This window comes from Bacillus sp. AY2-1, from assembly GCF_008368965.1.
GTDB lineage: Bacteria > Bacillota > Bacilli > Bacillales > Bacillaceae_G > Bacillus_A > Bacillus_A thuringiensis_S.
Genome location: NZ_QPEL01000043.1, coordinates 95,706 through 113,051 on the forward strand (window position 1 = coordinate 95,706; position 17,346 = coordinate 113,051).

A 17,346-nucleotide genomic window follows, 5' to 3' on the forward strand; every position below is an offset into this window, starting at 1 on the left:
TTAAGAACCGATAAATTTAATAACAGTTGCAATGATGAAAAGTGTTGCGAAAAAACCAAATGAGACGATAAATCCTACCCCTGAATCAATAGCGTCATTGCGTTTACTTTGAACGTTTTGTTCAAAATCATTCATTTAGAATCCCTCCCCAACATTCCACTTTAGTATAAAATATTGTCAGAAAAAAATCTACAATTTCAATGTAAAGAGAAAATGAGCTTTTTGCGAATTTTAGATTATGAAGTAACGTGAGTTTTTTGTTTCCAAGCATGTTAACAGTTGGCACTTATACTGGAATTTTTATTGTGAATAATAAAGGGAAGGTGATTACCGCACACCAATAAGAAACCCGGGGCTTATTGCGTGGCGTTTAATATAAATAAAGGGACGGGTTATAAAGCCTGTTCCTTTGTACTTGTAAAACAAAAGCTAGGGCATTAGTATAAATATATATTGCCAAGTTAGGGAGTAGGAAAAAGTATGAGTGATATACATAAAAAAATTAAAAAGAAACAGTTTGCTCCGTTATATTTACTATATGGGACGGAAGCTTTTTTTATAAATGAAACGATAAAGCTTATTACGACAGAAGCACTTGAAGAAGAAGATCGAGAGTTTAATGTTGTGACATACGATTTGGAAGAAGCGTATTTAGAAGATGTGGTTGAGGATGCGCGTACGCTTCCTTTCTTTGGAGAGCGGAAAGTACTGTTAATAAAATCACCGCTATTTTTGACTTCGCAAAAAGAAAAGTTAGAGCAAAATATAAAAATTTTAGAAGAATACATTGGTGAACCTTCTCCATTTTCTATTCTTGTTTTTGTTGCGCCTTACGAAAAACTTGATGAGCGAAAAAAAATTACAAAACTATTAAAGAAAACAGCAGATGTAGTAGAAGCGAATGCGATGCAAGTGCAGGATGTTCAGAAGTGGATTGTTGCTCGGGCAGATGAAGTGCATGTGCACATTGATAACGCGGCTGTTAGTTTGTTGCTAGAGCTGGTGGGAAGTAATGTAACGATGTTGGCGAAGGAAATGGACAAGTTAACGTTATACGTTGGTATGGGCGGAGAGATTACAACGAAACTTGTTGCAGAGCTTGTGCCAAAATCAGTTGAGCAAAATGTATTTGCTTTGACAGAAAAAGTGGTGAAAAAAGATATTGCAGGTGCGATGCAAATTTTGGATGGATTATTTACGCAGCAGGAAGAACCGATTAAATTGCTTGCATTATTAGTGAGTCAATTCCGTTTGTTGTATCAAGTGAAAGAGTTACAGCAACGTGGTTATGGGCAAAATCAAATTGCATCACATATTGGTGTACATCCGTATCGTGTAAAATTGGCAATGAATCAAACGAAATTTTTCTCTTTTGAAGAATTAAAAAAAGTGATTATAGAATTAGCGGAAGCTGATTATAGTATGAAGACGGGAAAGATGGATAAGAAACTTGTGCTCGAGTTTTTCTTAATGCGATTAAATCATATGTGATGACACAAAAAAAGTTCATGTACCTAGTGCATGAACTTTTTTTGTATATAAAAAAACGATCCAAATGGATCGTTTTTTAAACGCCTTACGCGTTTACTTGTTTCGCTAAGCGAGATTTTTGACGAGATGCAGCGTTTTGGTGGATAAGACCTTTACGAGCTGCTTTGTCAAGTTTTTTAGAAGCAGTTTTGAAAGCTTCTTTAGCATTTTCAAGATCGTTATTAGTAACTAAAGCTTCTACAGTTTTAACAGCAGAACGCATGTCAGACTTGATAGAAGCGTTATGTGCACGACGCTCTTCGCTAAGTTTAGCGCGTTTGATAGCAGATTTGATGTTTGCCATACTTTTCACCTCCCTGGTGCAATCGAATGACTCGATTCTTACATAGAACAAGTGATATTCTATCAAACGGTGAAGAGAATTGCAATAGTATATCCATGAAATTTCACGTAAAGGAAAGAATGACCTTATATAACTTTGGGAAATCTAACGATATTTACTATGAATTACGGAGGAGATACGATGAAAGAACCATTGGATTTAAGTAAATATAGCGTTAGAACTGACCTTGCTGTAGAAGCTCATCAAATGTTGCAAGAAAGCCAAGAAGAACAAAAAGGGATACAGGGGGTAATTGTAAAAGAGAGGGAAGAAGAAGGTACTATAATTACAAAAGTAACAATTGATGAAGCTGCCTCTGAAGCGATGGGTAAAAAACCTGGAAATTATTTAACGCTTGAAGTACAAGGTATACGTCAGCAAGATACAGAACTTCAACAAAAAGTGGAGCGTATTTTTGCAAAAGAATTTTCTTATTTCTTAGAAGAGGTTGGTGTTACAAAAGAAGCGAGCTGTTTAATTGTAGGCCTTGGGAATTGGAATGTAACACCGGATGCTCTTGGGCCAATAGTTGTAGAAAATGTATTAGTAACGAGACATTTGTTTCAATTGCAGCCTGAAAGTGTAGAAGAAGGATTCAGGCCTGTTAGTGCAATTCGGCCGGGGGTAATGGGGATTACAGGTATCGAAACGAGCGATGTTATTTATGGGATTATTGAGAAGACAAACCCAGACTTTGTAATTGCGATTGACGCATTAGCTGCCCGTTCTATTGAACGAGTAAATAGCACGATACAAATTTCTGATACTGGAATCCATCCTGGATCAGGGGTTGGGAATAAACGTAAGGAACTAAGTAAAGAGACATTAGGTATCCCTGTTATCGCAATTGGTGTTCCGACTGTGGTCGATGCCGTTTCGATTACAAGTGATACGATTGATTTTATTTTGAAACATTTTGGTCGAGAGATGAAAGAAGGAAACAAACCTTCAAGATCTTTGTTACCAGCGGGATTTTCATTTGGAGAAAAGAAAAAATTAACAGAAGAAGATATGCCAGATGAAAAGAGCCGAAATATGTTTTTAGGTGCTGTTGGTACGTTAGAAGAAGAAGAAAAAAGAAGGTTGATTTATGAAGTGCTATCGCCTCTTGGTCATAACTTAATGGTGACCCCAAAAGAAGTAGATACTTTTATTGAGGATATGGCGAATGTAATAGCGAGTGGTTTAAATGCAGCGTTGCATCATCAAATTGATCAAGATAATACGGGAGCGTATACACATTGAGGGAGAAAGATGATAATAGTTTGAGTCGTTTTGCGCTTTTGTGTATATGTAGTGTAGCTTTATGTTTACTTATGATGATAGCAGGAGTGTCACTTGCTAATCATGGTTTGAAAAGTATGAAAGGTTATCGGCAATTGTCGTATGAACAAATAGCTCATATGACAGGGACAGAGAGTACAGGTGCTGAATCAGAAATTTTGGGTAGTTCGTTTTCAGCTTCAGAAAAACAACAACAATTAGAACGTTTAAGAAGTTTTAATGTTGTAGAAGGAATTGGGATGGCGGTAGCAAGTGTAGCTTATGAAATGACGAAGTTCGGAACGGATATAGTTGTTGGGAAAATAAAGGGGATTTTTAGCTAAGAGTAGCATGGGAGATGGTTGTTTTACTGATTTGTAAGACAACCGTTTTAAAATTTGAAAAGGGTTTGTCTCTTATGGTTTATTCGCATAAGATATAGATAGAATGATTTGTATCGTAAGCAGCACGAGTTTTCATTGAATCTTTGTTGCTCTATTGATATAATCAGTGCTAGTGTATATTGGCGAGACTATTAGGAGTTGAGAACATAGATGAACAAAGAAGAAAGAGCAAAAAGACAGTCCAAAATTCGTAATTTCTCTATTATTGCTCATATTGACCACGGAAAATCAACGTTAGCAGACCGTATTTTAGAGAAAACAAATGCGTTAACACAACGCGAAATGAAAGCTCAGTTGCTTGACTCTATGGATTTAGAGCGTGAGCGTGGTATTACAATCAAATTAAACGCAGTACAATTAAACTATAAAGCAAAAGATGGTGAAGAGTATATTCTTCATTTAATTGATACACCAGGACACGTCGACTTTACGTACGAAGTATCTCGTAGTTTAGCGGCTTGTGAAGGCGCGATTCTTGTAGTAGATGCAGCGCAAGGTATTGAAGCGCAAACGTTAGCGAACGTATACTTAGCGCTTGATAACAACTTGGAAATTTTACCAGTTATCAATAAAATCGACTTACCAAGTGCGGATCCAGAACGTGTACGTCAAGAGGTAGAAGATGTAATTGGTTTAGATGCATCAGAAGCGGTACTTGCTTCTGCAAAAGCTGGAATTGGTATTGAAGAAATTTTAGAACAAATTGTTGAAAAAGTACCAGCTCCGGCAGGTGATTCAGAAGAGCCGTTACAATGTATGATTTTCGACTCTTTATATGATCCGTACCGTGGTGTAATTGCTTATATCCGTGTTGTAAATGGAACGGTAAAAGTTGGCGATAAAGTACGTATGATGGCAACGGGTAAAGAATTTGAAGTAACAGAAGTAGGTGTATTTACACCGAAAACTACGCAACGTGACGAGTTAACAGTAGGTGATGTAGGTTTCTTAGCAGCATCTATTAAAAACGTAGGTGATACACGTGTTGGTGATACGATTACACATGCGAAACGTCCAGCTGCAGAGGCGTTACCAGGTTACCGTAAATTAAACCCGATGGTATTCTGTGGGCTGTATCCAATTGATTCTGCTCGTTATAACGATTTACGTGATGCGTTAGAAAAATTAGAGTTAAACGATTCTGCTCTTGAGTTTGAACCAGAAACATCTCAAGCGTTAGGATTTGGTTTCCGTTGTGGATTCTTAGGACTTCTTCACATGGAAATCATTCAAGAACGTATTGAACGTGAATTTAAGATTGACTTAATTACAACAGCGCCAAGCGTTATTTATAAAGTTTATTTAACAAACGGTGAAGATGTTATTGTTGATAATCCATCTAATATGCCAGACCCACAGTCTATCGATCGTGTAGAAGAGCCGTTTGTGAAGGCTTCAATTATGGTTCCGAATGACTATGTTGGAGCTGTAATGGAAATTTGCCAAGGTAAACGTGGAACGTTTATTGATATGCAATATTTAGATGAAACGCGTGTTACATTAACATATGAAATCCCGTTATCAGAAATCGTATATGACTTCTTCGATCAATTGAAATCAAATACGAAAGGGTATGCATCATTTGATTATGAGTTAATTGGTTATAAACCATCTAAACTTGTGAAAATGGATATTCTTTTAAATAATGAACAAGTGGATGCTTTATCATTTATCGTACACCGTGATTCAGCGTATGACCGTGGTAAAGTAATTGTAGAGAAATTAAAAGAATTAATTCCGAGACAACAGTTCGAAGTGCCAATTCAGGCGACTATCGGAAATAAAGTTGTAGCACGTTCTACAATTAAGGCGATGCGTAAAAACGTACTTGCAAAATGTTACGGCGGTGACATTTCTCGTAAGCGTAAACTTCTTGATAAGCAAAAAGAAGGTAAAAAACGTATGAAGTCTGTTGGTTCTGTAGAAGTGCCGCAAGAGGCATTCATGGCTGTACTGAAAATGGATGACAACTAATATTTGAAATAAAAAAGAAGTCGTTTGTACGGCTTCTTTTTTCTGTATAATTACTTTTTAGACATCTGAGCAGCTCTCATTTACAATAATGAGAGAGCTTTTTAGTTCATATAGAGTTAGGAGATTGTTAATGTCCGAAAATATTCGAAAAGATATTCAAGATAAAATACAAAATGGCAATTTTAATTGTGAAAAGGAATTGACGCTTTCTATTATTAGTGGAAAGTGGAAAGTTGTGATACTGTGGCATCTTGGTGTGGAAGGGCCTCATCGTTTTAGTGAATTACAACGGTTATTCCCAAGCATTTCTCATAAAGTTTTGTCGAACCAATTAAAAGAGTTAATGGAAGATGGGATTGTTGATCGAACAGTATATCCGGAAATTCCTCCTCGTGTTGAGTATTATATGACGGAACTAGGCATGTCACTTTTACCGATCGTTGAAATGATGTATGATTGGGGAAAAATGCGAATGGAACAAATTCGTAATACGTTAGAGAAGTAGAGAATCCTCCGGAGTGCGGAGGTTTTCTTTTTAGAAAGGTAGGAGTTATATTTGGTACAAGCTGCATATATTCATATCCCGTTTTGTCAGCACATTTGTCACTATTGTGATTTTAATAAAGTGTTTATTGAACGCCAACCGGTTGATCAATATTTAGATTATTTAGAGAAGGAAATAATAAATACGGTTCAAAGAGTTCCGTTTGATAGTATGAAAACGATTTTTGTGGGCGGTGGAACTCCGACAGCGTTAAATATGGAACAGACAAAAAAATTACTCGAGATTATTAATCGTCATTTGCGCCCGTTTGCTCCGAATTGTGAATTGACATTTGAAGCGAATCCAGGAGATCTACCGAAAGAGAAGTTGAATGTACTACTAGAAGGTGGAGTGAATCGAATTAGTTTTGGTGTGCAAACGTTCCGTGATGAACTGCTTGAGAAAATCGGGCGCAAGCATACGAGGGAAGATGCATTCCTAGCGATTCGAGAAGCTCAGGAAGTAGGCTTTAAAAATATTAATGTAGATATTATTTATGCTTTGCCAGGACAAACGATAGAAGATGTGAAGGAAACATTAGACATTGCTTTTACGCTTGGTGTACAACATTTCTCGGCATATTCATTAATTGTGGAACCTAAAACAGTGTTTTATAACTTAATGAATAAAGGGAAATTGCGTCTTCCGGGTGAAGACCATGAAGCGAAAATGTATGAAATGGTAATGGATGAAATGGAGAAACACGGTTATAACCAGTATGAAATTAGTAATTTCTCAAAAGGTGACAATAAAAGTAGACATAATCTCACATACTGGAATAATGAAGAGTATTATGGCTTTGGAGCTGGAGCTCATAGTTATGTGAATGGGGAACGTATTCAAAATGTAGGTCCGCTGAAGCAATATTTTAATAAAATTGATGAAACAGGATTTCCGTATTTAGATGTTCACGTGGTGACGGAGAAAGAAAAGATGGAAGAAGAGTTGTTCTTAGGACTTCGAAAAACAAAAGGTGTATCTAAAATAGCATTTCAAAAGAAATTTAATATGGAGATGGATCAAGTTTTCGCGAAGCAGTTACAAAACAACCAAGAACAAGGATTGCTTGAAGAGAGCGATGGATATGTTCGTTTAACGCGAAAAGGAAAATTATTAGGGAATGAAGTATTCCAATCATTTTTAATTGACTAATTAAATGTTCCATTAACGTGAAAAAGTTTCATTATTTCGTGACGTTTCCGTTGACAATTGAATGTCAATTTTGGTAAGTTATTAATAGATTTAGCACTCAAAGACAAAGAGTGCTAACAGAGGTGATGATGAGATGCTTACGGAACGTCAGCTCTTAATTTTACAAACAATTATTGATGACTTTATTGGATCAGCGCAGCCTGTTGGGTCTAGAACGTTGGCTAAAAAAGATGAAATTACATTTAGTTCAGCTACTATTCGAAATGAAATGGCGGACTTAGAAGAATTAGGTTTTATTGAAAAAACGCACAGTTCTTCTGGACGTGTTCCTTCTGAGAAAGGCTACCGATTTTATGTAGACCATCTTTTAGCGCCGCAAAACTTACCGAACGCTGAAATTGTACAAATTAAAGATTTATTTGCTGAAAGAATTTTTGAAGCGGAAAAAATTGCACAGCAATCTGCTCAAATTTTATCAGAACTTACGAATTATACGGCCATTGTTCTTGGACCGAAGTTAAGCACAAATAAACTTAAAAATGTACAAATTGTGCCGCTTGATCGTCAAACTGCAGTCGCTATTATTGTAACTGATACAGGGCATGTACAAAGTAAAACGATTACCGTTCCGGAATCTGTTGATTTATCAGATTTAGAAAAAATGGTTAATGTTTTAAATGAAAAGCTATCTGGCGTACCGATGGAAGAACTTCATAATAAAATCTTTAAGGAAATTGTTACAGTTTTACGTGGGTATGTTCATAATTACGATAGTGCAATAAAAATGTTAGATGGTACATTTCAAGTTCCGTTATCGGAAAAGATATACTTTGGAGGAAAAGCAAATATGCTTTCGCAGCCAGAGTTCCATGACATTCAAAAGGTTAGATCTTTGCTTACCATGATTGATAATGAAGCCGAATTTTATGACATTTTGCGTCATAAACAAGTCGGGATTCAAGTGAAAATTGGTAGGGAAAACACTTCGACGGCTATGGAGGATTGCAGTTTAATTTCTGCAACATATTCGATCGGCGAAGAGCAACTTGGAACAATTGCTATTTTAGGTCCGACAAGAATGCAATATTCTCGTGTAATTAGTTTGTTACAGTTATTTACGAGACAATTTACAGATGGACTTAAAAAGTAAATGAGAGTAATACATTCGCTCAAGTGATGAAATTTTCATTGCTGTGTGTAATATATAATGCTTAGGTAATCATGCTATGCATGATACCTAATACCTTTTAAGGAGGTGAATATTGTGGAAGAGCGTAACGAACAAGTGGTAGAAGAAGTAAAAGAAGCGCAAGTTGAAGAAGCTGTCACGCCAGAAAACAGTGAAGAAACTGTAGAAGAAAAAAGTGAGGCTGCTCTTTTACAAGAAAAAGTAGATGAGTTACAAGCGAAACTAACGGAAACGGAAGGTCGCACATTACGTCTACAAGCTGATTTTGAAAATTATAAGCGCCGCGTCCAAATGGATAAACAGGCTGCTGAAAAATATAGAGCACAAAGTCTAGTTTCAGACATCTTGCCAGCTCTTGATAATTTTGAAAGAGCAATGCAAGTGGAAGCGACTGATGAGCAAACGAAATCCTTGTTACAAGGCATGGAAATGGTGCATCGTCAATTGTTAGAAGCGCTGACTAAAGAAGGTGTGGAAGTGATTGAAGCTGTTGGTAAACAGTTTGATCCTAATGAACACCAAGCTATTATGCAAGTGGAAGATAGTGAATTTGAATCAAACGCGGTTGTGGAAGAATTCCAAAAAGGTTATAAATTAAAAGACCGTGTGATTCGCCCATCAATGGTAAAAGTAAATCAATAATTTACATAAAACTAGGAGGATTCGCCATGAGTAAAATTATCGGTATTGACTTAGGTACAACAAACTCTTGTGTAGCTGTTATGGAAGGTGGAGAGCCAAAGGTTATCCCAAATCCAGAAGGAAACCGTACAACACCTTCTGTTGTAGCTTTCAAAAATGAAGAACGTCAAGTTGGGGAAGTTGCAAAGCGCCAAGCAATTACAAACCCAAATACAATCATGTCTGTTAAACGTCATATGGGTACAGACTACAAAGTAGAAGTTGAAGGTAAAGATTATACACCTCAAGAAATTTCTGCAATCATTTTACAAAACTTAAAAGCTTCTGCTGAAGCATACTTAGGTGAAACAGTAACGAAAGCTGTTATTACAGTACCTGCATACTTCAACGATGCAGAGCGTCAAGCAACGAAAGATGCTGGTCGTATCGCTGGTTTAGAAGTTGAGCGTATCATTAACGAGCCAACAGCAGCAGCACTTGCTTACGGTTTAGAAAAACAAGACGAAGAACAAAAAATCTTAGTATATGACTTAGGTGGCGGTACATTTGACGTATCTATCCTTGAGTTAGCAGACGGCACATTCGAAGTTATTTCAACTGCTGGTGACAACCGTCTTGGTGGCGATGACTTTGACCAAGTTATCATCGATCACTTAGTAGCTGAGTTCAAAAAAGAAAATAACATTGATTTAAGCCAAGATAAAATGGCGCTTCAACGCTTGAAAGATGCAGCTGAAAAAGCGAAAAAAGATCTTTCTGGTGTAACACAAACTCAAATTTCATTACCATTCATTAGTGCTGGAGCTGCTGGTCCATTACACCTAGAATTAACGTTAACAAGAGCGAAATTCGAAGAGCTTTCAGCAGGTCTTGTTGAAAGAACATTAGAGCCAACTCGTCGTGCATTAAAAGACGCTGGTTTTGCTCCAAGCGAATTAGATAAAGTTATTCTTGTTGGTGGATCTACTCGTATCCCAGCTGTACAAGAAGCTATTAAACGTGAAACTGGTAAAGAGCCATATAAAGGTGTAAACCCTGATGAAGTTGTAGCATTAGGTGCTGCAGTTCAAGGTGGCGTACTTACTGGTGATGTAGAAGGCGTTCTATTATTAGACGTAACTCCACTTTCTTTAGGTATTGAAACTATGGGTGGCGTGTTCACGAAATTAATCGAGCGTAACACTACAATTCCAACAAGTAAGTCACAAGTATTCTCGACAGCTGCTGATAATCAACCGGCAGTAGACATTCACGTATTACAAGGTGAGCGTCCAATGTCAGCTGACAACAAAACGTTAGGTCGTTTCCAATTAACTGACCTTCCACCAGCACCACGTGGTATTCCACAAATCGAAGTAACATTCGATATTGATGCGAACGGTATCGTTAACGTACGTGCGAAAGACTTAGGAACAAGCAAAGAGCAAGCTATTACAATCCAATCTTCTTCAGGTCTTTCTGATGAAGAAGTAGAACGTATGGTACAAGAAGCGGAAGCAAATGCTGACGCTGACCAAAAACGTAAGGAAGAAGTTGAACTTCGTAACGAAGCTGACCAACTTGTATTCCAAACAGACAAAGTTGTAAAAGATTTAGAAGGTAAAGTAGATGCAGCTGAAGTTGCAAAAGCAACAGAAGCGAAAGAAGCATTACAAGCTGCAATTGAGAAAAACGAGCTTGAAGAAATTCGTGCGAAAAAAGATGCTTTACAAGAAATCGTACAACAATTAACTGTTAAATTATACGAGCAAGCTCAAGCAGCTGCTGGTCAAGCAGAAGGTGCGCAAGGTGCACAAGACGCTGGCACGAAGAAAGACAATGTAGTTGACGCTGAGTTTGAAGAAGTAAAAGAAGACAAGTAATTCAACTGTAAACATAATAAGTAAGATGACAAAAAGTCAAAGTCAAGCGTGCCTTGACTTTGGCTTTTTTCACGAATGAGAAGTGATGTGTGAGGATCTTAAGTTTTTCGCTTTGCATACTGTAAGTGAGGAAACTTTGTTGCAAAGCACTTTCTTTCGGTGTTAAAATTACGTTTATGTGAAAGATTCGGGGGTTGTAAATTTATGAGTAAACGAGACTATTATGAGGTCCTTGGACTTAGCAAGGGCGCTTCAACAGATGAAATAAAAAAAGCGTATCGTCGTTTGGCTAAAAAATACCATCCAGACGTAAGCAAAGAAGAAAATGCAATTGAAAAGTTTAAAGAAGTACAAGAAGCATACGAAGTGTTAAGTGATGATCAAAAGCGTGCGCAGTACGATCAATTTGGTCATGCTGGTGCAAATCAAGGATTCGGTGGATTTGGCGGCGGAGGAGACTTCGGCGGTGGCTTCGGTTTTGAAGATATATTTAGTTCTTTCTTTGGCGGTGGCGGCGGCAGACGTCGTGATCCAAATGCTCCGCGCCAAGGTGCTGACTTACAATATCAAGTCACTTTAGATTTTGAAGAAGCTATTTTTGGTAAGGAATTAAATGTGGAAATTCCAGTAGAAGATCCATGTGATACTTGTAAAGGTAGTGGAGCAAAACCAGGAACTTCAAAAGAAACATGTAAACATTGTTCAGGCTCTGGTCAAGTGAGTGTAGAGCAAAACACACCGTTTGGTCGTATCGTAAACCGTCAAGCTTGTGGTCATTGTTCAGGAACTGGACAAATTATTAAAGAAAAATGTACGACATGTCACGGTTCAGGTAAAGTTCGTAAACGTAAAAAAATCAATGTTAAAATTCCAGCGGGTATCGATAATGGTCAACAAATTCGTGTGTCTGGAAAAGGTGAAGCCGGCGTAAATGGCGGACCAGCAGGAGACTTATATGTTGTCGTTCATGTAAGAAATCATGAATTCTTCGAGCGTGAAGGAGATCACATTATTTGCGAAATGCCATTAACATTTGCGCAAATGGCGCTTGGTGATGAAGTGGAAGTTCCTACTGTTCATGGTAAAGTGAAGCTGAAAATTCCAGCAGGAACACAAACTGGAACAGAATTCCGCTTAAAAGGAAAAGGTGCTCCGAACGTACGTGGATACGGCCAAGGAGATCAATATGTAGTCGTTCGTGTTGTTGTACCGACGAAATTGACTTCACAGCAAAAAGATTTATTACGTGAATTTGCAGGACAAGAAGAGCAGGATGATAGTTTATTCGGAAAGCTTAAACGTGCTTTCAAAGGGGAATAATGGAAATAAAAAATGGAGTTGGTAAATTGTGAAATGGTCAGAAATTAGTATTCATACAACAGAAGAAGCAGTAGAAGCTGTCTCTCATATTTTACATGAAGCTGGTGCTAGCGGAGTTGCGATTGAGGATCCAGCGGAGTTAACGAAAGAGCGCGAGCAACAATATGGTGAAATTTATGCATTGAATCCAGATGAATATCCGGCGGAAGGTGTATTAATAAAAGCATATTTCCCGCAAACGGATTCTTTACATGAAACGATTGCAGGTGTAAAATCATCTATTGATGTGCTTCCATCTTACGACATTGAAATTGGTACTGGAAATATTACCGTTAACGAAGTCAATGAAGAAGATTGGGCTACTGCTTGGAAAAAATATTACCATCCAGTACAAATTTCTGATACATTCACAATCGTACCGACGTGGGAAGAATATACACCATCTTCTCCTGATGAAAAAATCATTGAATTAGACCCAGGTATGGCGTTTGGTACAGGAACTCATCCAACAACAACGATGTGTATTCGTGCTTTAGAAAAAACAGTACAGCCAGGTGACGCTATCATTGATGTAGGAACAGGTTCTGGTGTGCTTAGTATTGCAGCGGCAAAATTAGGTGCGTCTTCTGTTCAAGCATATGATTTAGATCCGGTTGCAGTTGAAAGTGCAGAAATGAATGTGCGTTTAAATAAAACAGATGATATCGTGTCTGTTGGGCAAAATAGTCTTTTAGAAGGTATTGAAGGTCCTGTTGATTTAATCGTAGCTAACTTATTAGCAGAAATTATTCTTTTATTCCCTGAAGATGCAGCGAGAGTTGTGAAGTCAGGTGGATTATTTATTACATCGGGCATTATTGCTGCGAAGGAAAAAGTAATTTCTGAGGCGTTAGAACAAGCTGGATTTACAATTGAAGAAGTTTTACGAATGGAAGATTGGGTAGCAATTATTGCACGAAATGCGTAATATAGATTTTAGTCTATAATGAAAAGGGGAGTCTCTCACTATAAGGTGAGGGACTTGCCGTTTGTTATATGAAAAATGATAATGTTTCGTTCTTTTCGTAAGTGTTGACTTACGAAAGGAACGAAACTCTACTAAGGTGATTATATGCAACGTTATTTTGTAGAAGAAAAACATGTAAGTGAAGCAAAAATTCGCATTGTAGGTGATGATGTACATCACATTGCGAGAGTAATGCGTATGACAGCTGGCGATCAAATTTATTGCTGTGTAAACGGAAAAACAGCAGTATGTTCAATTGATGAAATTACCAGTGAATTTATTAATACGGCTATTGTAGAATGGGTAGAGGCGTCAAGTGAACTTCCTGTTTTCGTGACGATTGCAAGTGGACTGCCAAAAGGAGACAAGCTAGAGTTGATTTTTCAAAAAGGAACTGAGCTTGGGGCAGCTGCATTCTTACCATTTCAAGCATCTCGCTCTATCGTAAAATGGGATGCGAAAAAAGCTGATAAAAAAGTTGAGCGTTTAAGAAAAATTGTGAAAGAAGCTGCGGAACAATCACATAGAAGTGAAATTCCGGAAGTACATGCTCCGGCATCATTTAAGCAACTGCTTACAATGAGTGGTGAGTATGATGTTTGTCTTGTTGCTTACGAAGAGGAAGCAAAACAAGGCGAGAAATCTAATTTTGCGAAAGCTTTAACGACAATGAAACCAGGTCAAAAGCTATTGATTGTATTTGGCCCAGAAGGCGGTTTAGCTGAGGAAGAGATTACAGCGCTTCGTGAACATAAATTTGTACCATGTAGTTTAGGACCAAGAATTTTAAGAACAGAAACGGCGCCGTTATACGCGTTAAGTGCTGCTTCGTATCATTTTGAATTGATGGGGTGATGATCAATGTCAACTGTTGCGTTCCATACGTTAGGTTGTAAAGTAAACCACTATGAAACAGAAGCCATTTGGCAATTGTTTAAACAAGGTGGTTATGAAAGAACAGAATATGAAAAGAAAGCTGATGTTTATGTTATTAACACATGTACAGTAACGAATACTGGGGACAAAAAAAGCCGTCAAGTAATCAGACGTGCTGTGCGTCAAAATCCAGATGCAGTTATTTGCGTAACGGGATGTTATGCACAAACATCTCCAGCTGAAATTATGGCGATTCCAGGTGTAGATATTGTAGTTGGTACACAGGATCGTGAAAAGATGTTAGGTTACATCGAAGAATTCCGTAAAGAGCGTCAACCAATTAATGCTGTCCGCAATATTATGAAAACACGTGTGTACGAAGAACTTGATGTACCTTATTTCACGGATCGTACACGTGCGTCTTTAAAAATACAAGAGGGTTGCAATAACTTCTGTACATTCTGTATCATTCCTTGGGCGCGTGGTTTAATGCGTTCTCGTGATGGAAAAGAGGTTATTAAACAAGCACAACAATTAGTGGATGCAGGCTATAAAGAAATCGTATTAACCGGTATTCATACAGGTGGATACGGCGAAGATATAAAAGATTATAACTTAGCTGGATTACTTCGTGATATGGAAGCGGAAGTAGGCGGATTAAAACGTCTTCGTATTTCTTCTATTGAAGCGAGTCAAATTTCAGATGAAGTAATTGAAGTGTTAGATAAATCTGAAGTAGTTGTACGTCACTTGCATATTCCGTTGCAATCTGGTTCTAATACTGTATTAAAACGTATGCGTCGTAAATATACGATGGAATTCTTCCAAGAGCGTTTAGATCGTTTGAAAGAAGCGTTACCAGGCCTTGCGATTACATCTGACGTAATCGTTGGTTTCCCAGGTGAAACAGAAGAAGAATTCATGGAAACATACAATTTCATTAAAGAGAACCGCTTCTCTGAGTTACACGTGTTCCCTTATTCAAAACGTACAGGAACACCTGCAGCACGCATGGAAGATCAAGTTCCTGAAGATGTGAAGAACGATCGTGTTCATCGTTTAATTGAGCTATCTAATCAATTAGCGAAAGAATATGCATCAGCGTTTGAAGGTGAAGTGCTTGAAATCATTCCAGAAGAGCAATTTAAAGACGGCGACCGTGAAGGGTTATATGTAGGGTATACAGATAACTACTTGAAAATTGTATTTGAAGGATCAGAAGAATTAATTGGTAAGCTAGTGAAAGTGAAAATTACGAAAGCTGGCTATCCATATAACGAAGCGCAATTTGTTCGTGTTCTTGAAGATGATGTGAAAAAAGAATCAGCAAGCGCATAAAAAAGAGCGTGCAACCGGAAATGGTTTGCATGCTTTCTTTATTTGAAGCGGTTAAGAACTAGAAGGTGTGGAGGCGTTTCGTGCATCCCTGTATGAAAAAAGTTGAAATGATAAAAATATAGTTGTCTTCATAAAAGAAGGATACTAGATATTTGTATAACTTTTGAAAAGGAAATGCTTCTATTCTTCTTTTATTCTGCCAAATAGTTGACCTGAAGTGATAAAATGTATTATAATCGTAAAAGACATGCTGAAGAAGTGTTTCTTTTTGCATGCTGAAGTTAGTATGTAAGTGTGATGTTTCGGAGGGAGGGAAAGAGAATGTCAAAAACAGTCGTTCGTAAAAACGAGTCTTTGGAGGATGCACTTCGCCGTTTTAAAAGATCGGTTTCTAAAACTGGTACACTTGCTGAAGCAAGAAAGCGCGAGTTTTATGAAAAACCAAGTGTAAAACGTAAGAAGAAATCTGAAGCGGCAAGAAAGCGTAAATTCTAAGAGAGGGTGTAAGTTATGAGTCTTCTCGGTCGTTTAAACGATGATATGAAACAAGCGATGAAGAATAAACAAAAAGAAAAATTAACCGTTATTCGTATGGTTAAGGCTGCTTTACAAAATGAAGGTATTAAACTGCAACATACTCTTACTGAAGAAGAGGAAGTAACAGTTTTAGCTCGTGAAGTAAAACAGTATAAGGACTCCCTCCTTGAATTTAAAAAAGCTGGTCGTGAAGACCTTGTTAATAAACTGCAAAGTGAAATTCAGATTTTAAGCGCATATTTGCCAGAGCAATTAACTGAAGAAGAACTAGTTGATGTAATCAAACAAGTTATTTCTGAAGTTGGTGCGACTTCTAAAGCAGATATGGGTAAGGTGATGACTGCTGTTATGCCGAAAGTAAAAGGTAAAACAGACGGATCACTTGTGAATAAGTTGGTTATCCAGCTATTAGCATAAAAAAACGTCTCATTTCGTATGAGACGTTTTTTTATTGTTCTTATTAAGGAAAAACGCTATATTGCTTAAAAAGCGTTTCTGTAAGTGATAGAAACGCCTCTGGTATGTAAAAAAGGGTAACGGCCTTAGTTATGATTAATCCCACCATAAAAAAAGCTTTTTCGTTTTCTTAATTTCTTCGACTAACTCCTCAATGCTTTCTGTTCCTTGTTCCACTATATCTGGACAAAATTCATACATTTCTTGCGCGAAAGATTGCATTTCGGCGTCTGTAGGTAACACGCTAAAAATGGTATCAACCCAGTCATAATCTGCACTGATTATGATAAAAGGATAGCGATCATTCCATTTTCTTAGTTTAAAAATAACATCTTTATTGCTAACTTCGTAATTAACGCCATTTGTTGGTTGGATTGCAAGGATATCAAATTGGCCATTTCCTTGTATACTTCCAATGCTACACTTACTCTTACTTCCTTGACTAAAACTTCTTTCACAAATAAAAGCTAAGTATGGGGGGCTGAAGCTCAGATTGAAGTTTTATAACTCTTGCTGTTCAGCATAATCTTCAAAGGTAACGACAGAGACTCCAGCTATTTTAGATTTTGAATCAGTTGCATAGAAGGGCTAGATGCTACTGTCAGTGACTTGTTTTATAACATTCAAAATTTCTTGACTAAATCCAATTTCCTTTCGTATTTCCTCGCTTATTAATTCATTTTTTTGTTTTTTAGTGAATCCTAATATTTTTTGAAATTCATATAACAACTACCTATAAAGTATTCTTACTTACAACGTAAAATTTAGAGTGGAGCAATTTCTTTTTCGAATTTTATTTCATTTGTCTAATGAATGACAACTACTTATTCTATGGTCAGTATGTCACGCCCAGAACAAATTGTAACAGGGTTTTTCAAGTTTCTAACTTCTCACTAGGCTCAATTTCTTC

17 protein-coding genes and 1 pseudogene are annotated in these 17,346 nt (G+C 37.3%); 15 read left to right on the forward strand and 3 right to left on the reverse strand.

What is annotated here, in order from left to right:
• Entirely contained in the window at window positions 1-135 is a 135-nt protein-coding gene (locus tag DN403_RS11835) for a YqzM family protein (protein ID WP_000997609.1), read from the reverse strand.
• A gap of 345 nt (window positions 136-480) precedes the next feature.
• On the opposite strand from DN403_RS11835, the gene holA reads away from it, so the two are divergent.
• On the forward strand, window positions 481-1,491 hold the full coding sequence (holA, locus tag DN403_RS11840; protein WP_001279923.1) for a DNA polymerase III subunit delta: 1,011 nt from the start codon (window positions 481-483) through the stop codon (window positions 1,489-1,491).
• An 85-nt stretch (window positions 1,492-1,576) separates the two neighbouring features.
• Here the strand turns inward: holA and rpsT are convergent, their stop codons facing one another.
• Complete coding sequence (rpsT, locus tag DN403_RS11845) at window positions 1,577-1,834, reverse strand: 30S ribosomal protein S20 (RefSeq protein ID WP_001274012.1); 258 nt, start codon at window positions 1,832-1,834, stop codon at window positions 1,577-1,579.
• Between the two features lie 180 nt (window positions 1,835-2,014).
• Here rpsT and gpr point away from each other — a divergent pair, with 180 nt between their 5' ends.
• The 14 genes from gpr (at window position 2,015) to DN403_RS11915 (ending at window position 16,397) form a co-directional block, all read left to right on the forward strand.
• Complete coding sequence (gpr, locus tag DN403_RS11850; RefSeq protein WP_000662644.1) at window positions 2,015-3,118, forward strand: GPR endopeptidase; 1,104 nt, start codon at window positions 2,015-2,017, stop codon at window positions 3,116-3,118.
• Window positions 3,115-3,480 (forward strand): YqxA family protein, encoded by a 366-nt coding sequence (locus DN403_RS11855; RefSeq protein ID WP_001207094.1) that lies wholly within the window; start codon window positions 3,115-3,117, stop codon window positions 3,478-3,480. Before gpr ends, DN403_RS11855 begins: the two co-directional genes overlap by 4 nt.
• 210 nt (window positions 3,481-3,690) lie before the next feature.
• Window positions 3,691-5,514 (forward strand): elongation factor 4, encoded by a 1,824-nt coding sequence (lepA, locus tag DN403_RS11860; RefSeq protein WP_001030948.1) that lies wholly within the window; start codon window positions 3,691-3,693, stop codon window positions 5,512-5,514.
• A 130-nt stretch (window positions 5,515-5,644) separates the two neighbouring features.
• Window positions 5,645-6,019, forward strand: coding sequence for a winged helix-turn-helix transcriptional regulator (locus DN403_RS11865; RefSeq protein ID WP_001293539.1), 375 nt, complete (start codon window positions 5,645-5,647; stop codon window positions 6,017-6,019).
• 51 nt (window positions 6,020-6,070) lie between these two features.
• Window positions 6,071-7,210: a radical SAM family heme chaperone HemW gene (gene hemW, locus DN403_RS11870; RefSeq protein ID WP_000249440.1), complete on the forward strand. Its 1,140-nt coding sequence runs from the start codon at window positions 6,071-6,073 to the stop codon at window positions 7,208-7,210.
• Between the two features lie 133 nt (window positions 7,211-7,343).
• The gene (gene hrcA, locus DN403_RS11875) at window positions 7,344-8,360 is read left to right on the forward strand and encodes a heat-inducible transcriptional repressor HrcA (RefSeq protein ID WP_000954942.1); all 1,017 of its coding nucleotides are present in this window, start codon (window positions 7,344-7,346) and stop codon (window positions 8,358-8,360) included.
• A gap of 114 nt (window positions 8,361-8,474) precedes the next feature.
• A complete protein-coding gene (gene grpE, locus DN403_RS11880; RefSeq protein ID WP_000392711.1) occupies window positions 8,475-9,041 on the forward strand; it encodes a nucleotide exchange factor GrpE in 567 nt (188 codons plus the stop codon).
• Window positions 9,042-9,067: 26 nt separating this feature from the next.
• The gene (gene dnaK / locus DN403_RS11885) at window positions 9,068-10,903 is read left to right on the forward strand and encodes a chaperone protein DnaK (RefSeq protein ID WP_000034701.1); all 1,836 of its coding nucleotides are present in this window, start codon (window positions 9,068-9,070) and stop codon (window positions 10,901-10,903) included.
• A gap of 204 nt (window positions 10,904-11,107) precedes the next feature.
• Complete coding sequence (gene dnaJ / locus DN403_RS11890; RefSeq protein WP_000043947.1) at window positions 11,108-12,223, forward strand: chaperone protein DnaJ; 1,116 nt, start codon at window positions 11,108-11,110, stop codon at window positions 12,221-12,223.
• Window positions 12,224-12,251: 28 nt separating this feature from the next.
• The gene (prmA, locus tag DN403_RS11895) at window positions 12,252-13,190 is read left to right on the forward strand and encodes a 50S ribosomal protein L11 methyltransferase (protein ID WP_000872098.1); all 939 of its coding nucleotides are present in this window, start codon (window positions 12,252-12,254) and stop codon (window positions 13,188-13,190) included.
• 144 nt (window positions 13,191-13,334) lie between these two features.
• Complete coding sequence (locus tag DN403_RS11900; RefSeq protein ID WP_001190142.1) at window positions 13,335-14,084, forward strand: 16S rRNA (uracil(1498)-N(3))-methyltransferase; 750 nt, start codon at window positions 13,335-13,337, stop codon at window positions 14,082-14,084.
• Between the two features lie 6 nt (window positions 14,085-14,090).
• Window positions 14,091-15,443, forward strand: coding sequence for a tRNA (N(6)-L-threonylcarbamoyladenosine(37)-C(2))-methylthiotransferase MtaB (gene mtaB, locus DN403_RS11905; protein WP_000108679.1), 1,353 nt, complete (start codon window positions 14,091-14,093; stop codon window positions 15,441-15,443).
• A gap of 321 nt (window positions 15,444-15,764) precedes the next feature.
• Window positions 15,765-15,938 (forward strand): 30S ribosomal protein S21, encoded by a 174-nt coding sequence (gene rpsU, locus DN403_RS11910; protein ID WP_000048061.1) that lies wholly within the window; start codon window positions 15,765-15,767, stop codon window positions 15,936-15,938.
• A 15-nt stretch (window positions 15,939-15,953) separates the two neighbouring features.
• The gene (locus DN403_RS11915; protein ID WP_000054582.1) at window positions 15,954-16,397 is read left to right on the forward strand and encodes a GatB/YqeY domain-containing protein; all 444 of its coding nucleotides are present in this window, start codon (window positions 15,954-15,956) and stop codon (window positions 16,395-16,397) included.
• A gap of 135 nt (window positions 16,398-16,532) precedes the next feature.
• On the opposite strand, the pseudogene DN403_RS32185 reads toward DN403_RS11915, so the two are convergent.
• Window positions 16,533-17,165, reverse strand: a pseudogene (locus tag DN403_RS32185) (DUF4253 domain-containing protein).
• Window positions 17,166-17,346 lie beyond the last annotated feature (181 nt).